Genomic DNA, 23,677 nt, shown 5'->3' with positions numbered 1-23,677 from the left:
GCGGTTAGCCGATGTAGATCTCGACGCGGCGGTTGACGGCCTTGTTGCGCTCGGTGGTGTTGGGGCGTACGGGTTCGGTTTCGCCGCGCCCGGTGTGGGTGGCGCGGAGGCCGGTGTAGGTGCGCCGGAAGTAGGCGGCGACCTGAGCGGCGCGGCGTTGGGAAAGGGTGGTGTTCGAGCTGGCGGTGCCGTCGGCGTCGGTGTGCCCGACCATGAGGGCGGTGCCGAAACCGTACGTGCGTGCCTGGAGGGCGACGGTGCCGAGCACTCGGCGGGCGTTGGTGTCGAGGGAGAAGTCGCTGACGGGGAGGTACACCACGGCGAGTAGCCGATTGATGGCGCCGGGCGAGGTGATGCGGGCGGCGACCGGCTCGGCAAGGGTGCCCTGGGCGCCGACCGCGATCACCCGGACGGCGTCGCCGCCGGCCGTGACGGCTCCCAGCACCCCAGCGACGGCACCCACCGTGCGAGCGGGTACCTCTTCGATCACCGTTTCGTGGGCACCTGCCGCCGGAGCCGTCAGCGGCTATACCGCCTACGCCTCACCCGGTGAGGGCTCGTGCACTACCACATCGGCCTCCGACACCTCCTGCGTCATCGGCGCCAACACCAACAAGACAGTCCTGCCGGTGCCGTCCGGTGGCGCCATCACGCTGCTGGACGCGCAGGGCAACCCGGCCACGACCGTCCTGGTCACCCGGCAGGGCACGTACGCCCTGGACGCCACGACCGGCGTGATCACCTTCGTCCCGGTCACCGGCTTCCGGGGTACGGCCACCGCCGTCAAGTACCGCATCACCGACTTGATCGGCACTGTCGTCGACGGTACGTATACGGCAGTGGTGACCGGCGGCGGCGAAACACCCGGCCCGGCCCCATCCACCGGCTCGGTCACGGTCAGGGTGTCCAAGCTGACAGTGACCCGGGAGGCCCCGGCGCGAGCAACGGTGCCCGTGGTGGTGTCGTTCTCCTCGCCGGTCCGGGGCCGGCACACGCTGGTGTTGTGGAGCACTGTGTCCGGCAAGCGGGTCATGCTCGGCACCGGCCGGGCCGTGACCACCGTGGCCAGCCGCCGGGCGGTCGTCACGGCAAAGCTGAACCCGCTCGGCCGGGCCATGGCCGCACGGCTCGGCGGCTATCCGGTCGCGGCGGCGGTCACGACGGTGCCGACCGGTGGCGGAAAGACATTGCGGGCCAGCAGTCGTACCCGGCTCGTGCTGAACTCGTTCGCAGCGGCGCGAGCGGTGTATTTCGCCACCGCCTCCTCGGCGATCAGCGCGCCGCAGCGCCGGTACCTGGCTACTGTGCGGAGCAGCCTGGCCGGGGTTCGGTTCATCACCTGCGTCGGACACACCGATGACCGGGGCAGTGCGGCCGCCAGCCGGGCCCTCGGTAAGCGCCGGGCGCGGGCAGTCTGCGCTGCCCTGGCTGCCCGGTCCGGTATTCGCACGTACGTGATCACCAGGGGCGAGACCAACCCGTCCGCCAGCAACAAGACGCCCGCCGGCATGGCCCGCAACCGCCGAGTCGACATCACCGTCCGTTACTAGCACCAGCCGCCCAGCGATCATGGCCGTCTCCCATCCGGGGGGCGGCCATGATTGTCGCTTCGGATGCCTTCACCCGTTGTCCTGGGTGGTCAGCCGTCGGCACGCTGCTCTGGCCAGGCCTCCGCCGCGCCCGTGCGCGGGTCAGGAGGACCGGAAGCGGGGACGCGACAAGCGCTATGGGACCGCAGGTGAGGGTCAGTGGAGCCCCCGGTCGGAATCGAACCGACGACATCCTGTTTACAAGACAGGTGCTCTGGCCAACTGAGCTACAGGGGCGGCTGGCCCAGCATACCGGGTGGCCCCGGAGCGGGTCGAAATGGTTACGCCATGATCGTGACCTTGGCAGAACATGAGAAAGGCTTTACGGTAGCGAGGCGTGTGGTCTGCCGCACGTGTATTCCTCCCACTCGGATCGTCCGGCACGTTCCTGCCGGTGGAAAGGAAGTAACAGCTTCATGGCTACCGTGACCTATGACAAGGCTTCCCGGGTCTACCCCGGTTCGGACCGCCCCGCCGTCAACGAGCTCAACCTGGAGATTGGCGACGGCGAGTTCCTCGTCCTGGTCGGCCCCTCCGGTTGTGGCAAGTCGACCAGCCTGCGCATGCTCGCCGGGCTGGAGGACGTCGACCGCGGCCGCATCCTGATCGAGGGCAAGGACGTCACCAACCTGCCGCCCAAGTCCCGCGACATCGCGATGGTGTTCCAGAACTACGCTCTGTACCCGCACATGTCGGTTTATGAGAACATGGCGTTCGCGCTGAAGCTGCGCAAGACGCCGAAGTCGGAGATCGACCGCCGGGTCAAGGAAGCCGCCCAGCTGCTGCAGCTCGACGAGTACCTGTCGCGCAAGCCGAAGGCGCTCTCCGGTGGTCAGCGTCAGCGTGTCGCCATGGGTCGCGCGATCGTGCGTGAGCCGCAGGTGTTCCTCATGGACGAGCCGCTGTCGAACCTCGACGCCAAGCTGCGCGTGCAGACCCGCTCGCAGATCGCCACGCTGCAGGCCAAGCTGGGCATCACCACCGTGTACGTGACGCACGACCAGGTCGAGGCCATGACGATGGGCCACCGGGTCGCGGTCATGCTCGACGGCAACCTGCAGCAGTGCGACACCCCGCGGGCGCTGTACGACACCCCCGGCAACGTCTTCGTCGCCGGCTTCATCGGCTCGCCGGCCATGAACATCAAGACCGTGGCGCTGACCGAGGCGGGCGCCGACTTCGGTCCGCTGGCCGTGCCGCTGACGCGCGAGCAGGCCGAGGCGGCCCGGACCGGCGGTAGCAAGGTGACGGTGGGCTTCCGTCCCGAGTCGACCGACCTGGTTGCGCCGACCGCTGGTGGTCTGCCGATCGTCGTCGACCTGGTCGAGGACCTCGGCTCGGACGCCAACGTCTACGGCCACGCGGCCCTCGACGGTGGCTCGGAGCGTTTCGTGGTTCGCACCGACCGGCGCACGATGCCGAGCATGGGCGAGACCGTGTTCATCAAGCCGCAGCCCGAGCAGGTTCACCTGTTCAACGCGACCAGCGGCGACCGCATCTGATCCCGTACCGGCAGGAAAGGCGGCCCTGACCGGGCCGCCTTTTTGCTGTTCGCTGAAGCTATTTGCTGAAGGTCTGCAGGACGAAGTCCTTCTCGGCCACGCAGGCCAGGTTCTTGGTGTCCCAGGCGCAGGTCGCGGATCGGACGTCGACCAGCGAGCCCAGCGGCACCGGGTCGTCGCCGACATGATCACCGGTGAGCCCGGGATCGTCCGGGGACGTGGTCAGCGCCTTGGAGAAGATCAGCAGGTTGCCGGCATCGATGCGGTTCGCCACCCCGGCCCGGGTCCACAGGACCGTGCCGTCGTCGCCCAGCAACGTCACCTGCCCGGGTGAGGAGTCCTGCGCCGCGAGCACGGTCTCGCCCACCGGGATGAGCGACTCGACCTGGGCCACACCGCGGTGCCACACCTCGCCACCCTTCGCGGTGCTGACGGCAATCACCTGCGCGGTCTTGTGGTCGTACCCGGTCTCCTGCACGGCGCACATCCGGTCGGTGCCGCAGGGGGTGAGCTTGCTGAACCGGGTGTTCGTATCCGGCGGGGTCAGCAGCACCCGGGGTTCGCCCATTTTGCCCAGGTCGTAGGCCAGCAGCCGGTGCGCGTCGCCGGCTTCGGCCACCACCAGCCGCCCGTCGTGCGCGATGACTTCGTCGCCCGGGTCGGCAACGTTGGGTCGCGGCCCGGCGAGCACTTTGCCCGACCCTGCGTCGATGACCCGGGCGGACCGGTCCACGCCAATCTGCACAAGGCGGCCATCTTCCGCTTTCGCAGTTGCGGTCTCGAAGTCGGCGGGGGTGGACACTGCGACGACTTTTGTGGTGCTGAGGCCGTACTCGGAAGCCGGGGTTTTGCTTTCCCATCCGGTCTTTCCCTGTTCCCGGACCCGCAATCCCAGCAACCTGTTCTCGGTGCGATTGACAAGCACGACGGTGTCGCCGGCAAAGAGCAGGCTGTCATCGTCAGCGACGCGCCGCTCCCACAGCTTGTGACCGTCCTTGAGGTTGAGCAACACCATTCGCCGGTCGCTTGTCGCATAATCGTTTGCGGTAATCGCAATCACGGCATCCGGCGTCGTGAAGAGCTGCTCCCACCGCTCGGAAGTGCCCGCCTCGGTGCTGCGCCAGACAACCTTTCCGCTCCCAGCCTCAGCAGCCACCACGCCCAATTGACCATTCTCGTCGGCACTCGCGAAGTAGGCCCGCCCGTCCCGCATCACCGCCGCCGAAAACGCCGACCCAACCGCACTGACCGGAGCAACCCGAACAGGCTGACTCAACGGCCGGTAGTCCAACGCCGAACTCCGCGGCCAAAGCCAAACCGCAAGTCCGGTGCCCACCCCCAGAACCACCAGAACGGAAATAGCAGCAACCATTTTCCGGTACGTCCACAGCGGCGCCGATTTCGGTGGTTCACCGGCTTCTTGTTGTGACGCCAGCCACGACGCCGCCGGCACGCTGGAATGGGAAGGTGCCATTCCCGCGAAAGCAGCGGCCTCCCCGGTTGCCCAAGGGTCAACAGGTTCGGGGTAATCCGGGCTCTCCTGGGCCGGGGCCGCTTGATGGCCGTTCGGAACCGCCGGAACCGTAGGCGCGGCCGCATCCACGGTGTCTCGCGGCGCCTCGGCCCTCGTCATGACCTGCTCCTGCGGCGCCTCAGCGGCGGAGGGCTGCGGCGGTGCCGCGGCGGGGCGCTGCGAAAGTAACTCGGCGGAGGAGGCCGGTGCCGCGGCGGCGGGAGGCTGCGGCGGTGTGGGCGTGGTGGCCAGCGTGTCGGAGATTGGTGCGACGGGAGCTGCTGCCACGTCGACCGGCTCGGTGTCCGAGGGTTCGCTGGCGCTTCGGATGGCGCCCTCGGCCACCGGGAACTCCGGCTGTTCGAGCACCGCGGGGGCGATGCCCAGTTCGCTGTGCAGGAGCCGGGCTACCAGGGGAACCCGGGAGGAGCCGCCGACCAGGAACAACCCCGCCAGCTCGGCCGGGGTCAGGCCGGCCGCCTTGATGATGGTCTCCGCCTCGGCCACCCCGCGCCGGATCAGCGGGGCCGTCACCAGCTCCAGTTCGGTGCGGGTCAGGCTCAGCGCGGTTTCGACGCCGGGGACGGGAACGGGGGCTTCGGCCGTACGCGAAAGCATCTCTTTGGCCCCTCGCACGTCGTCCCAGAAGCGGCGACGGGCGCGCCATTGGGCGAGCGTGACCGGCTCCTGCAGGGTGGCCCAGGCGCCGGGTTCCTGCTGGCGCAGCGTGCCCCCGAGATGGTCGGCGAGCGCCGCGTCCAAATCGAGCCCGCCGAGATCGTCCAGGCCACCCGAGGCAGCGACCTCGAACCGCCCACGCCCATCCTCGCCGGCCGCGACGTTGCGCACCACGGCAATGTCCAGCGTGCCGCCGCCGAAGTCGAACACCGCGACGGCCGCACCCACCGGTACGGGCCGCCGCAGCACCTCAACGAAGTACCGCGCAGCCGCCACCGGTTCAACCACCATCCGAGACCCAGCCGCCCCAGAAAGCCCAGCCGCCCCCGAAGGCCCGGCTCGCCGGACCACTGTCGCGGGCGGCCATCCCGCGCGGACCAGCGACTCCGCCAGCACCGCCTGCCGCTGCGCGCCCCAAGCCGCCGGATAGGTCACCACCGCCGGCGGGAGGTGGCCGACCGTTGCCACCGCTTCCCGGGCCACCGCCCCCAGCAGCGCCGCGAACAGGTCAGCCACCGGCACCTCGGCGGTTCCCAGCAGCACCGTCGCGGCGTCGATGTGGCGTTTGGGGTGCAGTTCCAGGCGGCCCGGTTCGGCGTAGCCCAGGCGGATGGCGTCCCGGCCCACGTGCAGGCGGCCGGTGGTGTCCAGGTATACGGCTGAGGGCAGCAGCGGCTGGCCGTCGAACAGGAGCGGGCGGACCCGTCCGTCGGGGCGGCGCAGCATGGCGACCGTGTGGGAGGTTCCCAGGTCAACACCGAGCATGGCTCGTGACGGTACTACCAGGTGCTGTCCCGTCACGAGCCGGTGACTCAGCTGTACCTGCGGCGGCGGCTGACCTCGGCGAGGGTTACCGCGGCTGCGACGCTGGCGTTGAGCGACTCCACGGTGGAGGCCATCGGGATGCTGACGCGCAAGTCGCAGGTCTCGCCGACCAGGCGGGACAGGCCGCGGCCCTCCGAGCCGACCACCACGAGCAGCGGACCGACCGCGGCTTCGAGCTGGTAGAGGTCGGTTTCGCCGTCCGCGTCCAAGCCGATCGCGGTGAACCCGGCCTGCTGGGCCATCTTGATCGCGCGGGTCAGGTTGACGACCTGCGAGACCGGTACGCGGGCGGCCGCACCAGCGCTGGTGCGCCAGGCCGTCGCGGTGATGCCGGCTGCGCGGCGTTCGGTGATGAAGACGCCGTGGGCGCCGAACGCGGCCACCGAGCGGATCACCGCGCCCAGGTTTCTCGGGTCGGTGACGCCGTCCAGCGCAACCAGCAGTGGGGCGGTCTGCTCCAGCGAGGCGGCTACCAGGTCGTCGAAGTTCTCGTAGGCGAACGGCGGGACCTGCAGGCCGACGCCCTGGTGGAGCACGCCGCCGGTCATCCGGTCGAGCTCGAGCCGGCTGATCTCCAGCACCGGGATGCCGCGGTCGCCGGCCGTGCGCACGATCTCGGTGATCCGGTCGTCGATGTCGATGCCCTGGGCCACGTACAGCGCGGTGGCCGGGATCAGGGCCCGCAGGGCCTCGACCACGGGGTTGCGGCCGAGCAGCAGCTCGGGGCCTTCCTTTGTCGGGTTGGACCGGCGGCCCGGGGCGACACGCGGGCCCCGGCTCTGCATCCGGGCCCCACGCTGCTGGGCCGGGCGTCCGGTGGCCCGGCCACCGCCGCGGCCCCACGTGGTGTCCTTGGAGCCGGGAAGGCCAATCTTGGGCGCCCGTCCCTCGGCGGCCGCCGCGCGGCGTTCCTTGTCCTGCTTGCGGGCGGTCTTGTCGGGCAGCTTCTCGGTGCCGGAGTAGCCCTTGTGCCAGGGGCGCTCGTCGGCGGGCAGGGTCTTGCCCCGGCCCTTCAACGCCCCGCGGTTCTTGCCGCCGGAACCGGCCGCGGCACCCTTCTTCGAGGTGGCGCGCTTGCTTGCGTTACGGGAGTTTCCCGGCATCAGTGCTGCTCTCCTACCGTCCAGCGCGGCCCGGTCGGAGTGTCCTCCACCTGAATACCCGCGTTCTTGAGCTGATCGCGGACCGAGTCGGCCGCCGACCAGTCCTTGCGTGCCCGGGCCTGCGCGCGCTGCTCCAGCGCGAGCTTGACCAGCGAGTCGACGACCGGCTTGAGCTCGCTGCCGGTGTCACCGCCGCCCCAGGCGTCGTCGAGGGGGTCGAGGCCGAGCACCCCGAGCATGGCACGCACCTCGGTGAGCGCTGCTCGTACCCCGGTCTCGTCGGTTGCTGCGAGGGCGCTGTTGCCCTCGCGGATCGTGTCGTGCACGACGGCCAGCGCCGCCGAGGTGTTGAAGTCGTCGTTGAGCGCTGCGGCGAAGGCGGGCGGCACCTGCTTGGGCCGGCCGGGGCCGACAACTTCGACGGCGCGCTGCACAAACCCTTCGATCCGCTTGTACGCCGTCGCCGCCTCGCGCAGCGCTTCGTCGGAGTAGTCGATGCGCGAGCGGTAGTGCGGCGCGCCCAGGTAGTAGCGCAGCTCCACCGGGCGGATGCCCATCCCGCGTACGGCCTCGACGTCGATGACGTTGCCCAGCGACTTGCTCATCTTGGCCTCGCCGAGGTTGAGCAGCGCGTTGTGCACCCAGTAGCGGGCGAACGGCAGCCCGGCCGCGTGCGACTGGGCGATCTCGTTCTCGTGGTGCGGGAACGTCAGGTCGAGCCCGCCGCCGTGGATGTCGAACTCGGCGCCCAGGTAGCGCCGGGCCATCGCGGAGCATTCGATGTGCCAGCCCGGGCGGCCCCGGCCCCACGGTGAGGGCCACGAGGCGTCGGCCGGTTCGTCGGCCTTGATGCCCTTCCACAACGCAAAGTCCGCGGCGTGGTGCTTGTCGCGTTCCGGGGCGTCGCCGGCCGGGAGCATGTCGTCGAGCTTCTGCCCGGACAGCCGGCCGTAATCGGGGTAGCTGGGCACGTCGAAGTAGACGTCGCCGTTGCCCGTGGCCGACTCGTAGGCGTTGCCCCGGGTGATCAGCTCGGCGATCAACTCGTGCATCTCCGGGATGTGCGCGGTGGCCAGCGGTTCGTACGTCGGTGGCAGCACGTTGAGCGCCCGGTAGTCGGCGTCGAGCACCAGTTTGTTGGCATACGCGATGGACCAGAACGGCTGCCCGCTCTGCACCGACTTGACCAGGATCTTGTCGTCCACGTCGGTGACGTTGCGGATGAACGTGACCTCGAAGCCGGAGTGCGTCAGCCAGCGCCGCAGCATGTCGTAGTTGACGCCGCTGCGCAGGTGCCCGATGTGCGCCACGGACTGCACGGTGAGGCCACACACGTAGATGCCGATGTGTCCGGGCGTCTTCGGGACGAAGTCGCGGACGGATCGGGTCGCGGTGTCATGCAGCCTCAGCGTCACCGTACAAGGGTACCGACCGCCCCAACGGAATTGCCGCCCCGCCCGAGCGACGGGCGAAGCGGCAATCCACAGAGTTATCCACAGGCCGCTACCGGCCGCCGACCGCCTTGTAGGCGTCGACGATGCCGTGGCCGTAGAAGCTGTTGAACGACTTGGAGCCGGCGCAGTACGCGTCGAATTCCGGGCCGTAACCCTCCTGGGCATAGCTGCGCAGCCGTGGCGTCGGGCAAGCGGTCTTCTGCGCGGTGCTCAGCAGCCGGGCCTGGACCAGGCCGGGGTTCATCGTCAGCCCACCGCGCCAGAAATCGCGATGCCCGTACTTGCTGATGATCAGGGCCGCGACCCCGGCCGCGTGCGGCGAGGCCATGGAAGTGCCGGCGAGGTACGTGTAATAGCCGCACTTTCCGCGCGCCGTGCAGTCCTTGAACACCGTGCTGACCGTCGGGTTGCCGTCAGCGTCCACCCGGCCCGACTCCTGCAGGACCTTCAGCGGGTACGACGACAGGATGTTGTTAGCGGTCTGGTTGTACTGCGGGGTGCCGAAGAAGTCCCGGGTGAAGCCCCCCGGCGCCGCCACCGAGATCTGCTCGGTGCCGTAGTTGGAGTAGACCGCCTTGGCCGTCGACGGGCCCACCGACGACACCGCGATCACGTGCGGGCCCTCGGTCGGCAGCGAGACGCAGGTCTTGTTGTCGATCGGCCGGTCGTACGGGTCGGTGCCGTAGTCCGGGCTGCTGCTGTCCTCCTGCGGGTCGTTCAGGTTGTCGGCCTGGTTGCCCGCCGCCGCGACCAGCGTGACCCCGCGGGCGTGGGCGTAGTTCAGCGCCCGGTTGACCCCGGCGATGATGGCCCGCTGCTCGGCCTGGGCCTCGGGGGCGTCGGCCGGGTTGGCCTTGCAGTTGTAGAGCCACGGGTCGATGTAGAACGACATGTTGACCACGTCGATGCCGGCGTCGGCGGCGTAGGTCAGCGCGTTCACGACCGGGTCGAGGAAGAAGTAGCCGGAGTCCTGGCCCCCCTTGAGTTCGACCAGCGTCACGTTCGGGGCGACGCCGGAGACGCCGGTGCCGTTGGCCGCCGCGGCGATCGTGCCGGCCACGTGGGTGCCGTGCCCGCCGTCGTCGGTGCCGACCGCGTCGACGCAGCCCTCGGCCTCGCACGGCCCGTCGATGTCGACGATGTCCGGGGCGAAGTTGCGCGACAGCTTGGTGCTGAAGTTGGGGGCGAGGTCCGGGTTGCTGGCGTCCAGCCCGGTGTCGAGCACGCCCACGGTGACCCCGCGGTCGCCCTTCTCCTTGGCGCGGGCCTTGTCGGCCTTGACCATCTTGAGGCCCCACAGCTTGTCGTCGAGGGTGTCAGCCTTGCTGACCCCGCCGGACGGCTTGCCGCCCCGGCCCTCGGTGATCGGCTTCTCCAGCGGGGCCGGTTTGGGGGCGTACCCGATGGGCTTGCGCGCGGCCGCACCGATGAGCGCCCCCGACGCGGCCGCCTTGGTCTTGAAGTCGGCCGCAGCCGACGAAACCCGGTAGGTGCCGACCGCGGCGTTGCTACTGACCACCGTGCCGCCGGCGGCGGTGATCGCGGCAATGGCCTCGGTGGCGGAGACACCGTCGTCGGCGACGACGGTGTACTCAGTGGTCTCGGTGGACGGTGCAGCGCTGGCCGGCGTGCTCGGCAGGCCGGTGAGGAGGGCAAGTCCCGTCGCGGTGGCGACGGCCCCGGCCGTGAGGCGTCTCTTCATCCTCGCATTCCATCGAAGAGATCATATTTCCACAAGGGTCCGCCGGGGCCATCCGCCCAACGATGATCAGGGACGCGTCATGCGCAGGACATCAAGCGCCGCATCCAGCTCATCCTCGGTCAAAGTGCCGTTGGCGACATGTCCCCGTTCGATGACTACCGCCCGGATGGTCTTGTCTTCCTTGAGTGCCTGCTTGGCGATCGCCGCGGCCTCGTCGTAGCCGAGGTGGCGGTTGAGCGGGGTCACGATGGACGGTGAACCCTCGGCGTAGCCGCGAGCCACCTCCTCGTTGGCCTCCAGCCCGGCGATGCACCGGTCGGCGAGCATGCGGGCCGCCGCCGCCAGCAGCTTGATCGACTCCAGCAGGTTGCGGGCCATCACCGGCAGCATCACGTTGAGCTCGAAGTCGCCCTGGCTGCCGGCGAACGCCACGGCCGCGTCGTTGCCGATGACCTGCGCGGCGACCTGGCGCACCGACTCGGGCACCACCGGGTTCACCTTGCCCGGCATGATCGACGATCCCGGCTGCAGGTCGGGCAGGCGCAGCTCACGCAGCCCGGCGCGCGGGCCCGAACCCATCCACCGGATGTCGTTGACGATCTTGTAGAAGCCGACGGCTACCACCCGCAGCTGACCGGACGCCTCCACCAGGGCATCGCGGGCACCCTGGGCCTCGAAGTGGTTACGCGCCTCGCTGAGCGGCAGCCCGGTCAGCTCGCGTAGCTGCTCGATGACCGCCGGGGCAAAGCCGGGCGGGGTGTTGACGCCGGTGCCCACTGCGGTGCCGCCCAGTGGCAGCTCACCGAGGCGCGGCAGGGTGGCACCGAGCCGTTCGATGCCGTAGCGCACCTGGGCGGCGTACCCGGAGAATTCCTGTCCCAGGGTGACCGGAGTCGCATCCATGAGGTGCGTGCGGCCGGATTTCACGACCGTCGCCCAGGCCGACGCCTTCTCGCTCAGCGCGCCCTCGAGGTGTTCCAGCGCCGGGATCAGATCGCTGGTGATCGCCTCGGTCGCGGCCAGGTGGATGGAGGAAGGGAAGACGTCGTTGCTGGACTGTGAGGCATTGACGTGGTCGTTGGGGTGCACCGCACGGCCCAGCTCCCGCGAGGCCAGGGTGGCGATCACCTCGTTGGTGTTCATGTTCGACGAGGTGCCCGACCCGGTCTGGAACACGTCGATCGGGAACTGGTCGTCATAGCCGCCGTCGGCCACGTGCGCGGCCGCCGTCACAATCGCCTTGGCCAGGTCGTCCTCGAGCACGCCGAGGCTCGCATTCACCTGCGCGGCCGCACCCTTGATCTGCGCCAGCGCCCGGATGTGCGAGGACTCCAGCCCTCGCCCGGAAATCGGGAAGTTCTCCACGGCACGCTGCGTCTGCGCCCGCCACAGGGCGTCGGCCGGCACCCGGACCTCACCCATCGTGTCGCGCTCGATCCGGAAGCCGCTCTCGTCAGTCGTCGTCACCCCTCTATCCTGCCCCGGACCTCCGGCGGACGCAGTTGATCCACGCCACTGTCCGAGGCCTGCGGCAAGAGCGCGGATACCGGTACGCCCACCCGCCGGCAGATCGTCCGGGCTTGCGAGTGCCGGCGTTCCGCAGCCTCCGGATCGGTGGAAGCCTCGCAGACACCGAGGCCGGTGAGGGCGCGGGCCTCGTCGACCAGCGACTCGGTGCGCCGGGCGCCGGCGAGCGCCTCCTCGAACACCTTGCGGGCGCCTTCCCTGTCGTGCATGGCCAGCAGGGCTGCGCCCAGCCCGTTCTGGGCCTGGGCGATGCGCAGGGTCTGACCTGCCGAGCGGGCGAGATCCAGCGCGTCCAAGTTGCATTGCGCAGCTTGTTGCGGCTCGGCCCGGTACAGATGCAGGCTGCCCAGCCCGATCATGGCCTCGATGTAGATGGCGTCGTAGCCGCCCTTCCGGGTCAGCCACAGTGAGCTTTTCAAAAGACGCTCGGCCATTGCCGTCTCACCCAGTCGCAGCCGAGCTTCCGCGATCACCAGCAAGCAGGTGCTGGGCAGCGGTGAATCCACAAACTCCACAGCGGTCTGCAAAGCCACCCGAGCGCGCCGCAAGGCTTGGGCGGGGTCACCCAGGAGCACCTCGACGCTGGCCAACCCGGCGTTGCACCGGGTCAGACCCGAGACATCCCCGGACCGCTCGTAGAGGCGGTAAGCCAGCTCCAACTGCTCCCGGGCCTCCTGCAGCCGGCCCATCCGCTGATAGATGCCGCCGAGGTTGTGCCGGGCGCGAGCCTCGCCGTGGCGCCGGCCAACCCGGATCTCGTGCTGCAGCATCATGGTCGTCCGCTCCACCGCCTCGGTATTGCGGCCCAGGCGGTAGAAGCCGGAAGCAAGGTAGTTGCTCAGCACGACAACGCCCTCTTCATCGCCGTCCCGTTCGGCCAGAACCAGCCCGCTTTGCTGCACCGCGATGAGGTCATCGAGGTAGTTGCGGTCGTAGAGGTAGCGCCAGTTGACCCGGGCCAGCCGCCACCCGGCTGACAATTCGCCGGCCTCGGCGGCTGCGGCCAGCAACGCCAGCAGATCCGGACGCTGGTGTTCGAGCCACAACGGATCGGCGACGGCCTGGGCGACCAGCTCCGGACGTGCCGGTGCCCCGGTCGGGAAATCGGTGGACTGCAGAGCCCATTCCTTGCGCCGGTTGAGCTCGGTCGCGGCGTGCAGGTGCAGGTCGATCAGCGGGGCCAGCGCGGTCCGGCGATCCTGCTCGGGCAGCGTCGCGGCCAGAGCCGAGGCGTACTGCCGGACCAGGTCGTGCAGCCGGTACCGGCCCGTTTCCGGCTCCTCGATCAGGTTCACGTCGACCAGGCCGTCCAGCATGTCCTGGGCGTCGTCCAGGGCCACCCCGCTCAGGGCGGCCACGGAGACAGCCCCGAAATGCTTCGCCGGGTGCAGACCGAGCAGCCGGAACAGCCTGCGGACGGCCTCCGGCAATTGCCGGTACGACAAAGCAAAAGCGTCGGCCACCGTACGGTCCTCGGCGGCCAGTTCGGGCAGCGCCGACTCGCCGAGGCGCCGGACCAGGTCGTCGACTTGCCAGCGCGGACGGTGCGCGAGCCGGGCACCCGCCAGCCGCAACGCCAAGGGCAGGCAGCCGCAACGCTGGGCCAGCACCCGAGCCGCCGCCGGATCCGCCGTGACCCGCTCCCCGACGATCCGCTGCAGCAAGCCGACCGCCTCGGCGACGGTCATGACTTCCAGCGACTCGGGCTGCGCGCCGTCCAGCCCGGCCAGCCTGCGCCGACTGGTGACCAGCGTCAGGCTGTTCGGCGACCCGGGCAGCAGCGGAGCCGCCTGAGCACTCGACGCCACGTTGTCCAGGATCAGCAACACCCGGCGCGCAGCAAGTTCGGATCGCCACAGCCCGGCACGCGCCTCAAGGCCGGGCGGGATGCGGTCGGCTGCCACGCCCAGTTGGCGCAGCAGAATCAGCAGGGCCGCGGACGCGTCGAGGGGCTCCTGGATGCTGTGTCCTTGCAGGTCCAGGAAGAGTTGTGCGTCCGGATAGCGGTCGGCGAGTTTCGCCGCCACCTGCAGCGCCAGCGTCGTCTTGCCACTGCCGGGCATGCCGTCGATGGTGAGCACGCTCGTGTGAGCGGCGACGCCGAGCAAGCGGTCGACCGTGGCCGTCCGGCCGGTGAAGTCGCTTACCGTGCGAGGCAGGGCGCGTACCCCAGCAACGGCGGGACGCTCGGCCGGCGCCGGCAGCAACTCGCCGCTCAACATGCGCCGGTGCAGTTCCTGCAGCTCGGCCCCGGGCTCGATGCCCAGCTCGGTGCGGTACAGCGCCCGAGCGCGCCGATACTCCGCCAGCGCATCAGCGTGGCGTCCGAGCCGGTGCAAGGTGAGCATCAACTGCCGCCGGAGTCGTTCCCGCAGCGGATAGTTCTCCACCAGCCCGGTCAGTTCGGCGACGATGTCCCGTTCGCGCCCGGCGGCCAGCTCGAGATCCACCCAGTCCTCGGTGAAAGCCTGGCGCTGCTCGTCCAGGACGGTGGCGAGCCGGCGCACCGCCGGACTGTCGAGCCCGGCGAGGCAGGACCCACGCCACAGCGCCAACGCCTCCCGCAACGACTCGGCGCCTTTGGGGGGGAGCGCTTCCACCGCGCGTCCGGCCAGCTCGGCGAAGCTGGTGGCGTCCAGGTCCTCCGGGTCGAGCACGACGCCGTAACCGGCCGGATCGGTGCGGATGGTGCCGGACGGGAGCAGCCGGCGCAGCCGGGACACGCAGGTCTGCAGTTGCCCGCGGGCAGTGGCCGGTGGGTTGCCGGGCCAGACGGCGTCGATCAGCTCTTCAGCTCCGACGACCCGGCCGGGCTGCAGCAGCAGCATGGCCAGCACGACCCGATCGCGGCCCGCGGTGATGACGATCTCGTGGCCGGTTTCGCCGGTTACCAGGAGCGGCCCGAGGATGCCGAATCGCATCGCGCCCCCTATTTCCGCATGTCGATCTCGTCCGACGATAGCCGGTGAGAGCGCGACGACAGTCAGACGAGAGCGGCTGGGGACAGAATCCCTGCCGAGGCCGTTCCGCTTCCCATGATCGATCACGCCCCCAAGGGTGCGGAGCGGCCCGTAACGGGGGGTGTTCAGCTCGTCCACGGCGTGGTGGACGGGCTGATCGCTGATCGGCTTGCCGGGATTCTCGGGAGAAGGACACCGGTTGGACGCCGACGGGCTGCGGAAGTAGCCTCGCGGGGGTTCGCCAGCAACCGTGGAACGTCCCCGACGAACAGGATCTCTCATGCGACGCGCCCTTCTTGCCGTGACGTTCGGTGGCCTGCTGCTTTCCGGGGCGGCCTGCAGCAGCGGCGGCAACGATGCGGACTCCACGGCCCAGGCGCCGGCGATCGTGACGCCTTCCTCGCCGGCCGAGACGACCAGCCCGCCGCCGGACTACACGGCAAACACCAAGCAGGTCTGCTCGAAGGTCGAGAAGATCTTCGACGCCGAGCTGGAGGACTTCGGCACCGAGATCGGCAAGATGATCGCGTACAAGGAAGCCAAGCAGAGCGACAACGCCGAGGCGGCCGAGAAGGCGGCGGGCAAGCAGCTCAAGAACGTCGGCGCGCAGATCAAGAAGCTGACCGCGGCGGCGCAGGACCCTCAGGTCAAGGAGGCCGGCGCGACCTCGTCGGCCAAGTTCACCAAGAGCGCGGCGGACGGCACGTTCTTCGACAAGATCAAGTCGACAAAGGACCTGGACAAGGTGCTGGAGTCGCAGATGACCGAGTGGCTGACCCCGATCGCGGGTTACTGCGCCTGAGACCGGGACAGGCTACGCCGTAAACCGCTGGCGTCCGGTTTATCGTGACGCCATGCGAATCGAGCGCATCGTCAGCCCGGCGGCTGTGCACGCGGCCGCCGAGCTGTTCGACGGGCCGCCTCTGCCTGGGGCGACCGAGACGTTTCTGACCAGCCCCGGGCATCACCTGCTGCTGGCCTACGAGGGAGATCGGCCGGTCGGCATGATCACCGGCGTGGAGATGACGCACCCCGACAAGGGCACCGAGATGTTCGTGTACGAGCTGGCGGTCGCCCCGGATGCCCGGCTCAAGGGCATCGGCACCGCGCTGGTCGAGGCGCTCGCCGGCATTGCCCGGGAACACGGCTGCTACGGCATGTGGGTGGGCACCGAGAACGACAACGCGGCGGCGCAGCGGACGTACCGTAAGTCCGGAGCGACCGAAGAGGAACCGTTCCTGCTGCTGAACTGGGATTTTCACCCGGCCGCGGGGCGGTCCGAGGGCGGCCAGACGTAGGGCAGGTCATCCGGGATGGTGCCGAAGACCGGTCCGTAGAACGCCGGGTCCTTGCGCAGCAGCGCCGAGCGGTGGCTCAGATGCAGCGCCTCGTCACCCAGCCACGGCGGCAGGTCGTCCGAAGCGGCAAGATCTTCTTGGGTACGGATAACCGTCAGCCCCCGCGTCTTCGCCACGTCGGTGAGCAAGGTCTCCGCGGTGGTGTCGGCGTGCCCGGCCGCCGTCCAGATGCCGGCGAAGTCGAGGCCGTAGCGCACCAGCGCCTCCTCGTAGCCGATCCACATCTTGACCGCCGGATGATGCCTCCAGCCGTAGCCGGGCTGCACCAGCCCGCGCAGCACCTGGACTGTCTCCACGCGCTGCTTGCCCAGCCGCTTCTGGTCCAGCACCTTCGCGCTCTTGATGAAGTCGGGGTAAGGGAGAAAAGTCTGCACGCCCCATTAACTACGATGCGCCCATGGCCGACGATCCCACCCCCGGGGGTAACCGCAAGTCCCTGGTCTCCCGGTTGCGGCACACGCTGCCGGGCGCCGCGGACAACCGGCCGCATTTCGTGGTCTGCGGGGCGGACGCGCTGGTCTACACGCTCGCCGAGGAACTGGCGGCCAACCATCGGGTGCGGCTGACCGTCATTGTGCCGAGCAAGCTGCGGCGAGACGTGCCAGATCTGACAGCCCTGCGAGGGGTAAGGGTCATGCGCGCCGACCGCCTTGACGAACGCGCGTTCCGCTCGGCCGGGCTCGACGGCGCCGCAGCGCTGGCCCTGGTGATGCCCGACGACGTGGTCAACCTGCACGCCGCGCTCTGCGCTCAGGCCGTCGAGCCGGACCTGCGCCTGGTCATCCGGATGTTCAACACCGGCCTCGGCTACAGCGTACGCCGGCTGTTCGCCGACTGCGAGGTGCTCTCCGACGCCGCGATGGCCGCGCCCGCCTTCGTCGCAGCCTCCCTCGGTGAGGTCGTGCCCACCCACGTTCGCCTGCCCGGCCGCACGGTCCACGTGGCGCGGCGCGAGGACGTACGCACCGAGCAGGTGGTCTGCACCCTGACCGCGGCCGACGGCGCAGGCAAGGCCGAGGTGCTCCCCGAGGATTCCGGGCCGGACGTGCAGCGCCCGGAGGATCTGGTGCTGGCCGAGGCGACCGGGAAGGCCGCCGAGCCGGAGAAGACGGTCAGCTCCCGCCGCCGCCCGCACCTCGCGGCTGGCCGGGCGATCCGGGCCGCGCTGAGCCGCAAGCTGGGCATCGCCGTGCTGGTTACGCTAGCGGTCACGGCGGTGTCCGGAACCGTGCTGGCGTTGTCGCTGGGTTACCACGGCTTCTGGAAGTCGCTGTACGTCACGCTGCTGACCGTGGTCGGCTCGTCCGACGTGGAGGAGAACCGCAACGCCGTCGCGCAGGCCGCCCAGTTGGTGCTCACTATCGCTGGGCTGGCGCTGCTGCCGCTGATCACCGCAGCGGTGGTCGAGGGCATGGTCAACGCCCGGCTGGCGCTGGCCGGGGGCCGCTTCACCGCCAAGCGTGAGGACCACGTGGTGGTAGTCGGGCTGGGCAACGTGGGCACCCGGGTGCTGCGCCAGTTGCACGATCTGGGCATCGACGTGGTGGCCATCGATCGCAGCCGGGACGCGCGCGGGGTGCGCGTGGCCGAGCAGCTCGGCATTCCGCTGATCATCGCGGATGCGGCGTCGGAGGAGACGCTGCGCCAGGCGTCCGTCGCCACCAGCCGCGCGCTCGTGGTGGTCTCCACCGACGACGTGTCCAACCTGCAGGCCGCGCTGAACGCCCGCGCGGTCCGGCCCGATCTGCGCGTGGTGCTGCGGCTGTTCGACGACGACTTCGCCCGCCGGGTGCAGACCGCGTTCAACATCGCCATCTCACGCAGCGTCTCGCGGCTGGCCGCCCCGGCGTTCGCTGCGGCCATGCTGGACCGCGACGTGATCGCCACCATCCCGGTCGACCGGCACGCACTGCTGATCGCCAACGTCCGGGTGGTGGCCGGTTCCCCGCTGGACGGCGCCGCGCTGAGCCAGGCGTCGCGCGCGGAGAGCGTACGGGTGATCGGGCTGACCGCCGCCGAGCAGGAGTGGGTGGACTGGTCGCCGGACCCGCGCCGGGTACTGTCGGCCGACGACCGGATCATGGTGGTGGCCCGCCGGGCCGGGCTGCGCGCCCTGGTCGAGCAGGCCAGCCCGCCACCCGAGCCGCTGATCCTCGAAGGGATCTAAGGCAGCGCCGCCACCTCGATGCCGAGGACGGCCTGCTCATCGGGCTTGTGGGCGAGCACGTCGGTCAGGTACGACTGCACCGCCGGGCCCATGCCGACGTCCCGGCCGGCCTGCTCGGACAGCAGCCACTTGTGCTGGATGATCTGCGAGAAGATCTCCTGGGCCTCGAGCTTGTTGCGCAGGTTGGCCGGCACCGCGCGGACCACCGGCTCGAACACCTCGGTCAGCCACCGGTGGGCCGCCTGCTGCTCGTCGGTCAGGTCGCTCTCCGCGCGGTAGGTGTCCAGGTCGTTGAGCAGTTGCCGGGCCTGGTTCTCCTCGGCGTCCAGGCCGGTCAGCCGCATCAGCCGGCGGGTGTGGTAGCCGGCGTCGACCACCTTGGGGCGTACCCGGTAACCGCCGTCCACCGTGGACATGGCCACCTCGGCGACGTCGAAGCCGAGGTCGTTGAGGCGGCGGATGCGGCCCTCGATGTCGTGCCGCGCGTCGCCGGCGTTGCGGGGGACCTCCTGCTCGTACGTCACCTCGTGCCACAGCCGCTCGTAGCGCGCCACGATGTCGTCGACCACGCTCTCCGGATCGATCGACTCGTGCAGCAGCTCGGCGGCCTTCAAGTCGAGGCACTCGCCGAAGATGTTCATGCGCAGGATCTCGATGTCCTCGCTGCGCTGACCCTCCGACAGCCTCGGATACAGGTTGCCCGTCTCGGCGTCGACCAGGTACGCGGCGAACGCACCGGCGTCGCGGCGGAACAGCGTGTTGGACAGCGAGCAGTCGCCCCACGAGAAGCCGGTGAGGTGCATCCGCACGATCAGCGCGGCCAGCGCGTCGAGCAGCCGGTTCATCGTCTCGGGACGCAGCACGTGGGAGAACAACGCCCGGTACGGCAGCGAGAACTGCAGATGCCGGGTGATCAGCACGGTCTCCAGCGGCTCACCGCTCTCGTCGTGGCGGTCGGTGACGATCGCCAGCGCCTCCACGGCCGGGAAGCCGATCCGCTCGAGCGAGCGCAGCAGGTCGTACTCCTTCTCGGCGATCCTTTCCCGGGTCTCCTTGAGCGCGTAGACGGTGTCGTTGAGCTTGACGAACCGCACGACGTGCCGGGAGATGCCCTGGGGCAGCGCCACCAGGTGATCGGCGGGCCATTCCTCCAGCGGCACGGTCCACGGCAGCTCCAGCAGCGCCGGGTCGATGAGGGCGGAAGTGATGCGCACGAACCCCAGTGTGCCTGTACCAAGCGGCGCGACGCTGCTGCACGTGGCTCGTTACACACAAGCGGGACGGGGCAGACCGGAAGAAACGGAAGTGAATCTGTGCGACGCTCGGTGAGCATTGTGGCCGGGGCTGTTGCCGCCCTGGCCCTGGCCGGCACGGCTGGTGCGGTCGGGTGGACGCAGACCAGCCGTTCCGAGAGCCGCGAGGTCGGCACCTGGCACGAAGCCCCGGCGGTCGCCGCGTCGCCGACCGTCGACCTGGCGCCCCCGCCGGCCGAGTCGGCCCAGGTCAAGGATGACCAGGACGGCCGCCAGCAGGTCGGCGAGGTGCTGCGGCTCAACAAGCGGATCGGCTACGGGCGGCCCGAGCGCGAGGTGTTCAGCTACCCGCAGGCGTCCTACGTGAAGCTGCACTTCAGGAGCATGGTGCTGCGGCCCGGCGATTACCTCACCGTTTCGGATGCCGCCGGGCAGGAGTCCTACCGGTACGACGCCCCGGCCGCGGTGAACCCGACCGCCCCGAGCGACAAGTGGGCGATGTCGGTGACCGGGGACACTGCGGTGCTGGAGATCCACCGGGGGCCGGGCGCCGAGGTGGGTGCCGCGGCGGGGACTCTGGGCGTACAGGTGGACAAGGTTGCGAAGGGATTTTCGCGCTCGGAGCAGGCTCAGGCTCCGGTGGACCGGTTGCTGCGTCCCGGACTCACCGGGCGTGAGGAGTCGATCTGCGGCGGCGACCAGAGCAGCGACGCGGTTTGCTACAAGTCGAGCGACCCGGTCGCCTACACCCGTTCCCTGGCCATCGCCCGGCTGCTGATCAACGGCACCGAGCTGTGCACCGGCTGGCGGGTCGGCGCGAAGAACCGGCTGATCACCAACAACCATTGTTTCAGCAGCTCGGCCGACGCCTATGAGACCGAGGTCTGGTTCAACTACCAGTGCGCCAAGTGCGGTGGCTACCAGGTCTTCAAGCCGACAAAGGTCTGGGGCGACAAGGTCATTTCCACCAGCCACGTGTACGACTACACGCTGTTCACGGTGGAGAACTTCGCCTCGGTCCAGAAGTACGGTTACCTGACCCTGGACACCGCCCGCCCGGCGCGCAACCAGGAGCTGTACGTCCCGCAGCACCCGGCCGGCGAACCCACCCGGATCGCGGGTCGCCTCGGGGACAAGGCCGGCACCTGCGCGGTCGTCGACAACGCCTTCGACGGGTACGCCACCAACTCCGACGTCTCCTACTACTGCGACACCGAGGGCGGTTCCAGCGGCAGCCCGGTGCTGTCGCGCCGGACGAACAAGGTGGTGGCCCTGCACCACTTCGGCGGCTGCCCCAACTCCGGGGTCCGCGGTGACCTGCTCGCCACCAAGCTCAAGAGCTACCTCTGACCTTGTAACTTGGGCACTATGCGTCAGTTGCGAGCGTGGTGGCCGGATGTCGTCCTGCTGGCGGCGTTCGTCGCGCTCACCGTGGCGTTGGCCAACGGTCACTTGCTGAGCCTGGACCTGCGGGTTGCCGGCTGGGTCGACGAGCACCGGCCCAAGCCGCTGTACTGGGCGCTGCGGGTGTTCAACTATCTCGGCCAGGGCGGCCAGGTACTGATGCCGGTGACGCTGCTGCTGACCGCCCTGCTGTTCTGGCGCTGGCGTTCCTGGCGGGCCGTCATCCCGTTTGCGGTGGTGTTCGTGCTGACGTACATCACGATCGGCCCGCTCAAGATCTGGCTCGACCGGGCCGCGCCGGCCTTCAAGGGCCCGGACCGCGAGGTCCTGTTCAACCCCGCGGCCTCGGGCAACCTGGCGCTCAGCTATCCGTCCGGGCACGTCGCCAACACTCTGGCCTGGTATTTCGTCATCGCGCTGCTGCTGCGCGAGCTGACCGGCCGGGACTGGACCGCGCTGCGGGTGGCACCCCCGGTGATCGTCATCATCACGACCACCTACCTGGCGTACCACTGGATCACCGACTCGGTGGCCGGGCTGCTGCTCGGGCTGGTCCTGGCCCGGCTGCTGGCCCGGCTCCCGTGGCAGGCCCTGCTCAGATCCAGGACCCCGCTCGCATCACCCGCTTGACCTGCAGATCCGGCGACAGCACGACGAGGTCGGCGCGCAGCCCGGCCTCGAGCGCACCCACCTGATCGGCCAGCCCGAGCACCCGCGCCGGGGTGGTCGAGGCCATCGCCGACGCCGCGGGCAGGCCCAGCCCGGCCCCCACGGCCTGCCGGAACGCCGCGTCCATGGTCAGCGTGCTGCCGGCGATCGAGCCGTTGCGGGCCAGCCGGGCCACCCGGTCGGCCACCACGACGTCCTGCCCGCCCAGCTCGTACTCGCCGTCGGGCATCCCGGCGGCGTCCATCGCGTCGGTGATCAGCGCGGCGCGGTCCGGCCCGGTGGCGTGCGCGGCGAAGCGCAACGTGCCGTCGTGCAGGTGGATGCCGTCGGCGACCAGCTCACAGACGATGGCCGGGGAGTCGAGCAGCGCCAGCACCGGCCCGGGTTCGCGGTGATGGGCCGGCGGCATGCCGTTGAAGACGTGGGTGCCGACCGTCGCGCCCGCGTCAACCCCGGCGAGGGTCTGCTCGTACGTGGCGTCGGTGTGCCCGATCGCGGCGGCCACCCCGTTGCGGGCCAGGAACCCGATGGCGTCCAGCGCGCCGGTCAGCTCGGGCGCGATCGTGACCAGCCGAATCGCTCCCTCGCCGAGCTTGATCAGCGCGCTCAGCTCGTCGATCGAGGGGTCGCGCAGGAAGTCCGGGTTCTGCGCGCCGCACCGGATGCCGCTCAGGTACGGGCCCTCGAAGTGGATGCCGGCGATCGCGCCTTGCTGCACCAACGGCAGGTAGGCGGCGGTGGCGTCGCACATCAGCTCGTACGGGGAGCTGACCAGGCTGGCGAGCATCGTGGTGGTGCCGTGGGCCAGGTGGAAGGCGGCGGCCTGGGCCGCGTCGTCGACGTCGCCGCGGGTGAAGGTGTGCCCGCCGCCGCCGTGACAGTGCAGGTCCACGAAGCCGGGCACGATGATGTCCGAGCCCGCGTCGGGCGACTCGTCAACGGACAGGATCGTCGGGCCGTCCACCTCGACGAACCCGGGCACCACGGCGCCGGGCCGGACAATGCGGCCGTGAATTCTGTCCGTCACCGGGTCTCCTCCAAGTGGTCCAGGGCGAGCAGGGCAGCACCGAGACAGCCGGCCGTGTCGCCGAGCTTGGCGCGCACGATGCTGGGCAGCCGGTGGAACGTGACGCGCTGGGCGAGGGCCAGGCGCAGCGGGGCGAGCAGGGCCTCCCCGGCTTCGGCGAGCCCGCCGCCGAGCACGATGATGCCCGCGTCGTACAGCGCCTGCGCGGTGAGCAGCCCGTCCGCGAACGCCTCGACCGTCTCGGTCCAGATCTGGTTGGCCAGCTCCTCGCCGGCGGCCGCGCGGGTGGCCACGTCGTACGCGGTCACCCCGGCCTCCCCGGAGATCTCGACGTAGCGCCGCCCGACCGCCGAGGCCGAGGCGATCGACTCCAGGCACCCGTGGCCGCCGCACTTGCAGGCCGGTCCGCCGGGTCGCACCACGATGTGCCCGACCTCGCCAGCCGCGCCGTGCGCCCCGCCCAGCGCCTTGCCGTCGACGACGTGGGCGGCCGCGATGCCGGTGCCGATCGCGATGAACAGCACGTGCCGTTGCCCCCGCCCCGCCCCGAGCCGCGCCTCGGCCAGACCGCCCGCCCGCACGTCGTGGCCGAGCGCCGTGGGCAGTCCGAGCCGTTTCTGCGTCAACTCCCGCAGCGGTACGTCCCGAAAGCCGACATTGCTCGACCACACCGCGATGCCGTTGCCCTCATCGATGACCCCGGGCACGACCAGCCCGGCCGCCACCGGGTCAAGCCCGTCGGCGCGAGCCCGATCGGCCAGCCCGGCCGCGATGTCGAGGATGTTCGCGGTGACCGCTTCCGGTCCGCGCTGGGCCAGCGTCGGGTGCCGCTCGGCGTGCACGACCTCGCCGCCGCGGCCCACCAGGGCACACTTCATACCGGTGCCGCCGACGTCCAGCGCCACCACAACGTCGTTGCTCACCGATCTACCTTTCGCCGCTGACG

18 protein-coding genes and 1 tRNA gene are annotated in these 23,677 nt (G+C 70.1%); 7 read left to right on the top strand and 12 right to left on the bottom strand.

The genetic code is table 11. The annotated features are described in order from the left end of the window. Positions 1 to 4: 4 nt before the first annotated feature. A complete protein-coding gene (locus tag TFC3_RS30960; protein WP_161952705.1) occupies positions 5 to 490 on the bottom strand; it encodes an OmpA family protein in 486 nt (161 codons plus the stop codon). On the opposite strand from TFC3_RS30960, the gene TFC3_RS30955 reads away from it, so the two are divergent. Further along, a complete protein-coding gene (locus TFC3_RS30955) occupies positions 465 to 1,550 on the top strand; it encodes an OmpA family protein (protein ID WP_067509070.1) in 1,086 nt (361 codons plus the stop codon). The two genes, TFC3_RS30960 and TFC3_RS30955, sit on opposite strands and share 26 nt — an antisense overlap. Positions 1,551 to 1,749: 199 nt before the next feature. Here the strand turns inward: TFC3_RS30955 and TFC3_RS30950 are convergent. Next, positions 1,750 to 1,826, bottom strand: a tRNA-Thr gene (locus TFC3_RS30950). Between the two features lie 179 nt (positions 1,827 to 2,005). Here TFC3_RS30950 and TFC3_RS30945 point away from each other — a divergent pair. Beyond that, the gene (locus tag TFC3_RS30945) at positions 2,006 to 3,091 is read left to right on the top strand and encodes an ABC transporter ATP-binding protein (RefSeq protein ID WP_067509068.1); all 1,086 of its coding nucleotides are present in this window, start codon (positions 2,006 to 2,008) and stop codon (positions 3,089 to 3,091) included. A gap of 58 nt (positions 3,092 to 3,149) precedes the next feature. On the opposite strand, the gene TFC3_RS30940 is transcribed toward TFC3_RS30945, so the two are convergent. The 6 genes from TFC3_RS30940 to TFC3_RS30915 form a co-directional block, all read right to left on the bottom strand. Then, the gene (locus TFC3_RS30940; protein ID WP_067509066.1) at positions 3,150 to 6,047 is read right to left on the bottom strand and encodes an Hsp70 family protein; all 2,898 of its coding nucleotides are present in this window, start codon (positions 6,045 to 6,047) and stop codon (positions 3,150 to 3,152) included. 47 nt (positions 6,048 to 6,094) lie between these two features. Then, the gene (gene rlmB / locus TFC3_RS30935) at positions 6,095 to 7,210 is read right to left on the bottom strand and encodes a 23S rRNA (guanosine(2251)-2'-O)-methyltransferase RlmB (protein WP_067509064.1); all 1,116 of its coding nucleotides are present in this window, start codon (positions 7,208 to 7,210) and stop codon (positions 6,095 to 6,097) included. Beyond that, a complete protein-coding gene (cysS, locus tag TFC3_RS30930; RefSeq protein ID WP_067509062.1) occupies positions 7,210 to 8,625 on the bottom strand; it encodes a cysteine--tRNA ligase in 1,416 nt (471 codons plus the stop codon). Before cysS ends, rlmB begins: the two co-directional genes overlap by 1 nt. A gap of 88 nt (positions 8,626 to 8,713) precedes the next feature. Then, positions 8,714 to 10,366 (bottom strand): S8 family serine peptidase, encoded by a 1,653-nt coding sequence (locus TFC3_RS30925; protein WP_067509060.1) that lies wholly within the window; start codon positions 10,364 to 10,366, stop codon positions 8,714 to 8,716. Positions 10,367 to 10,432: 66 nt separating this feature from the next. Continuing rightward, on the bottom strand, positions 10,433 to 11,833 hold the full coding sequence (locus tag TFC3_RS30920; protein WP_067509058.1) for an aspartate ammonia-lyase: 1,401 nt from the start codon (positions 11,831 to 11,833) through the stop codon (positions 10,433 to 10,435). Next, positions 11,830 to 14,814, bottom strand: a complete 2,985-nt coding sequence (locus tag TFC3_RS30915) for a BTAD domain-containing putative transcriptional regulator (protein WP_067509056.1) — start codon at positions 14,812 to 14,814, stop codon at positions 11,830 to 11,832. Before TFC3_RS30915 ends, TFC3_RS30920 begins: the two co-directional genes overlap by 4 nt. Before the next feature lie 319 nt (positions 14,815 to 15,133). On the opposite strand from TFC3_RS30915, the gene TFC3_RS30910 reads away from it, so the two are divergent. Next, positions 15,134 to 15,655: a hypothetical protein gene (locus tag TFC3_RS30910; protein WP_067509055.1), complete on the top strand. Its 522-nt coding sequence runs from the start codon at positions 15,134 to 15,136 to the stop codon at positions 15,653 to 15,655. 52 nt (positions 15,656 to 15,707) lie between these two features. Then, positions 15,708 to 16,151, top strand: a complete 444-nt coding sequence (locus TFC3_RS30905) for a GNAT family N-acetyltransferase (protein ID WP_067509054.1) — start codon at positions 15,708 to 15,710, stop codon at positions 16,149 to 16,151. On the opposite strand, the gene TFC3_RS30900 is transcribed toward TFC3_RS30905, so the two are convergent. Continuing rightward, a complete protein-coding gene (locus TFC3_RS30900; RefSeq protein WP_067509052.1) occupies positions 16,112 to 16,585 on the bottom strand; it encodes an MSMEG_6728 family protein in 474 nt (157 codons plus the stop codon). The two genes, TFC3_RS30905 and TFC3_RS30900, sit on opposite strands and share 40 nt — an antisense overlap. A 23-nt stretch (positions 16,586 to 16,608) precedes the next feature. Here TFC3_RS30900 and TFC3_RS30895 point away from each other — a divergent pair, with 23 nt between their 5' ends. Then, a complete protein-coding gene (locus tag TFC3_RS30895) occupies positions 16,609 to 18,378 on the top strand; it encodes a TrkA family potassium uptake protein (protein WP_082772623.1) in 1,770 nt (589 codons plus the stop codon). Here TFC3_RS30895 and TFC3_RS30890 read toward each other — a convergent pair. Continuing rightward, positions 18,375 to 19,592 carry a DUF4032 domain-containing protein gene (locus TFC3_RS30890; protein ID WP_067509050.1) on the bottom strand — a complete coding sequence of 406 codons (1,218 nt, stop codon included), beginning with the start codon at positions 19,590 to 19,592 and terminating at the stop codon, positions 18,375 to 18,377. The two genes, TFC3_RS30895 and TFC3_RS30890, sit on opposite strands and share 4 nt — an antisense overlap. 99 nt (positions 19,593 to 19,691) lie before the next feature. On the opposite strand from TFC3_RS30890, the gene TFC3_RS30885 reads away from it, so the two are divergent. Beyond that, positions 19,692 to 20,981 (top strand): serine protease, encoded by a 1,290-nt coding sequence (locus tag TFC3_RS30885; RefSeq protein ID WP_067509048.1) that lies wholly within the window; start codon positions 19,692 to 19,694, stop codon positions 20,979 to 20,981. 18 nt (positions 20,982 to 20,999) lie between these two features. After that, positions 21,000 to 21,665, top strand: a complete 666-nt coding sequence (locus TFC3_RS30880) for a phosphatase PAP2 family protein (protein ID WP_067509046.1) — start codon at positions 21,000 to 21,002, stop codon at positions 21,663 to 21,665. Here the strand turns inward: TFC3_RS30880 and nagA are convergent. After that, positions 21,631 to 22,731: an N-acetylglucosamine-6-phosphate deacetylase gene (gene nagA, locus TFC3_RS30875; RefSeq protein WP_067509045.1), complete on the bottom strand. Its 1,101-nt coding sequence runs from the start codon at positions 22,729 to 22,731 to the stop codon at positions 21,631 to 21,633. The genes TFC3_RS30880 and nagA overlap by 35 nt on opposite strands. Continuing rightward, positions 22,728 to 23,654, bottom strand: coding sequence for an ROK family protein (locus tag TFC3_RS30870; protein WP_067509043.1), 927 nt, complete (start codon positions 23,652 to 23,654; stop codon positions 22,728 to 22,730). Before TFC3_RS30870 ends, nagA begins: the two co-directional genes overlap by 4 nt. Positions 23,655 to 23,677 lie beyond the last annotated feature (23 nt).

It is taken from the genome of Actinoplanes sp. TFC3 (assembly GCF_001553785.1).
Classification (GTDB): Bacteria; Actinomycetota; Actinomycetes; order Mycobacteriales; family Micromonosporaceae; genus Actinoplanes.
The sequence above is the reverse complement of the archived record's forward strand: the minus strand, read 5'-3'. Positions and strand labels throughout refer to the sequence as shown.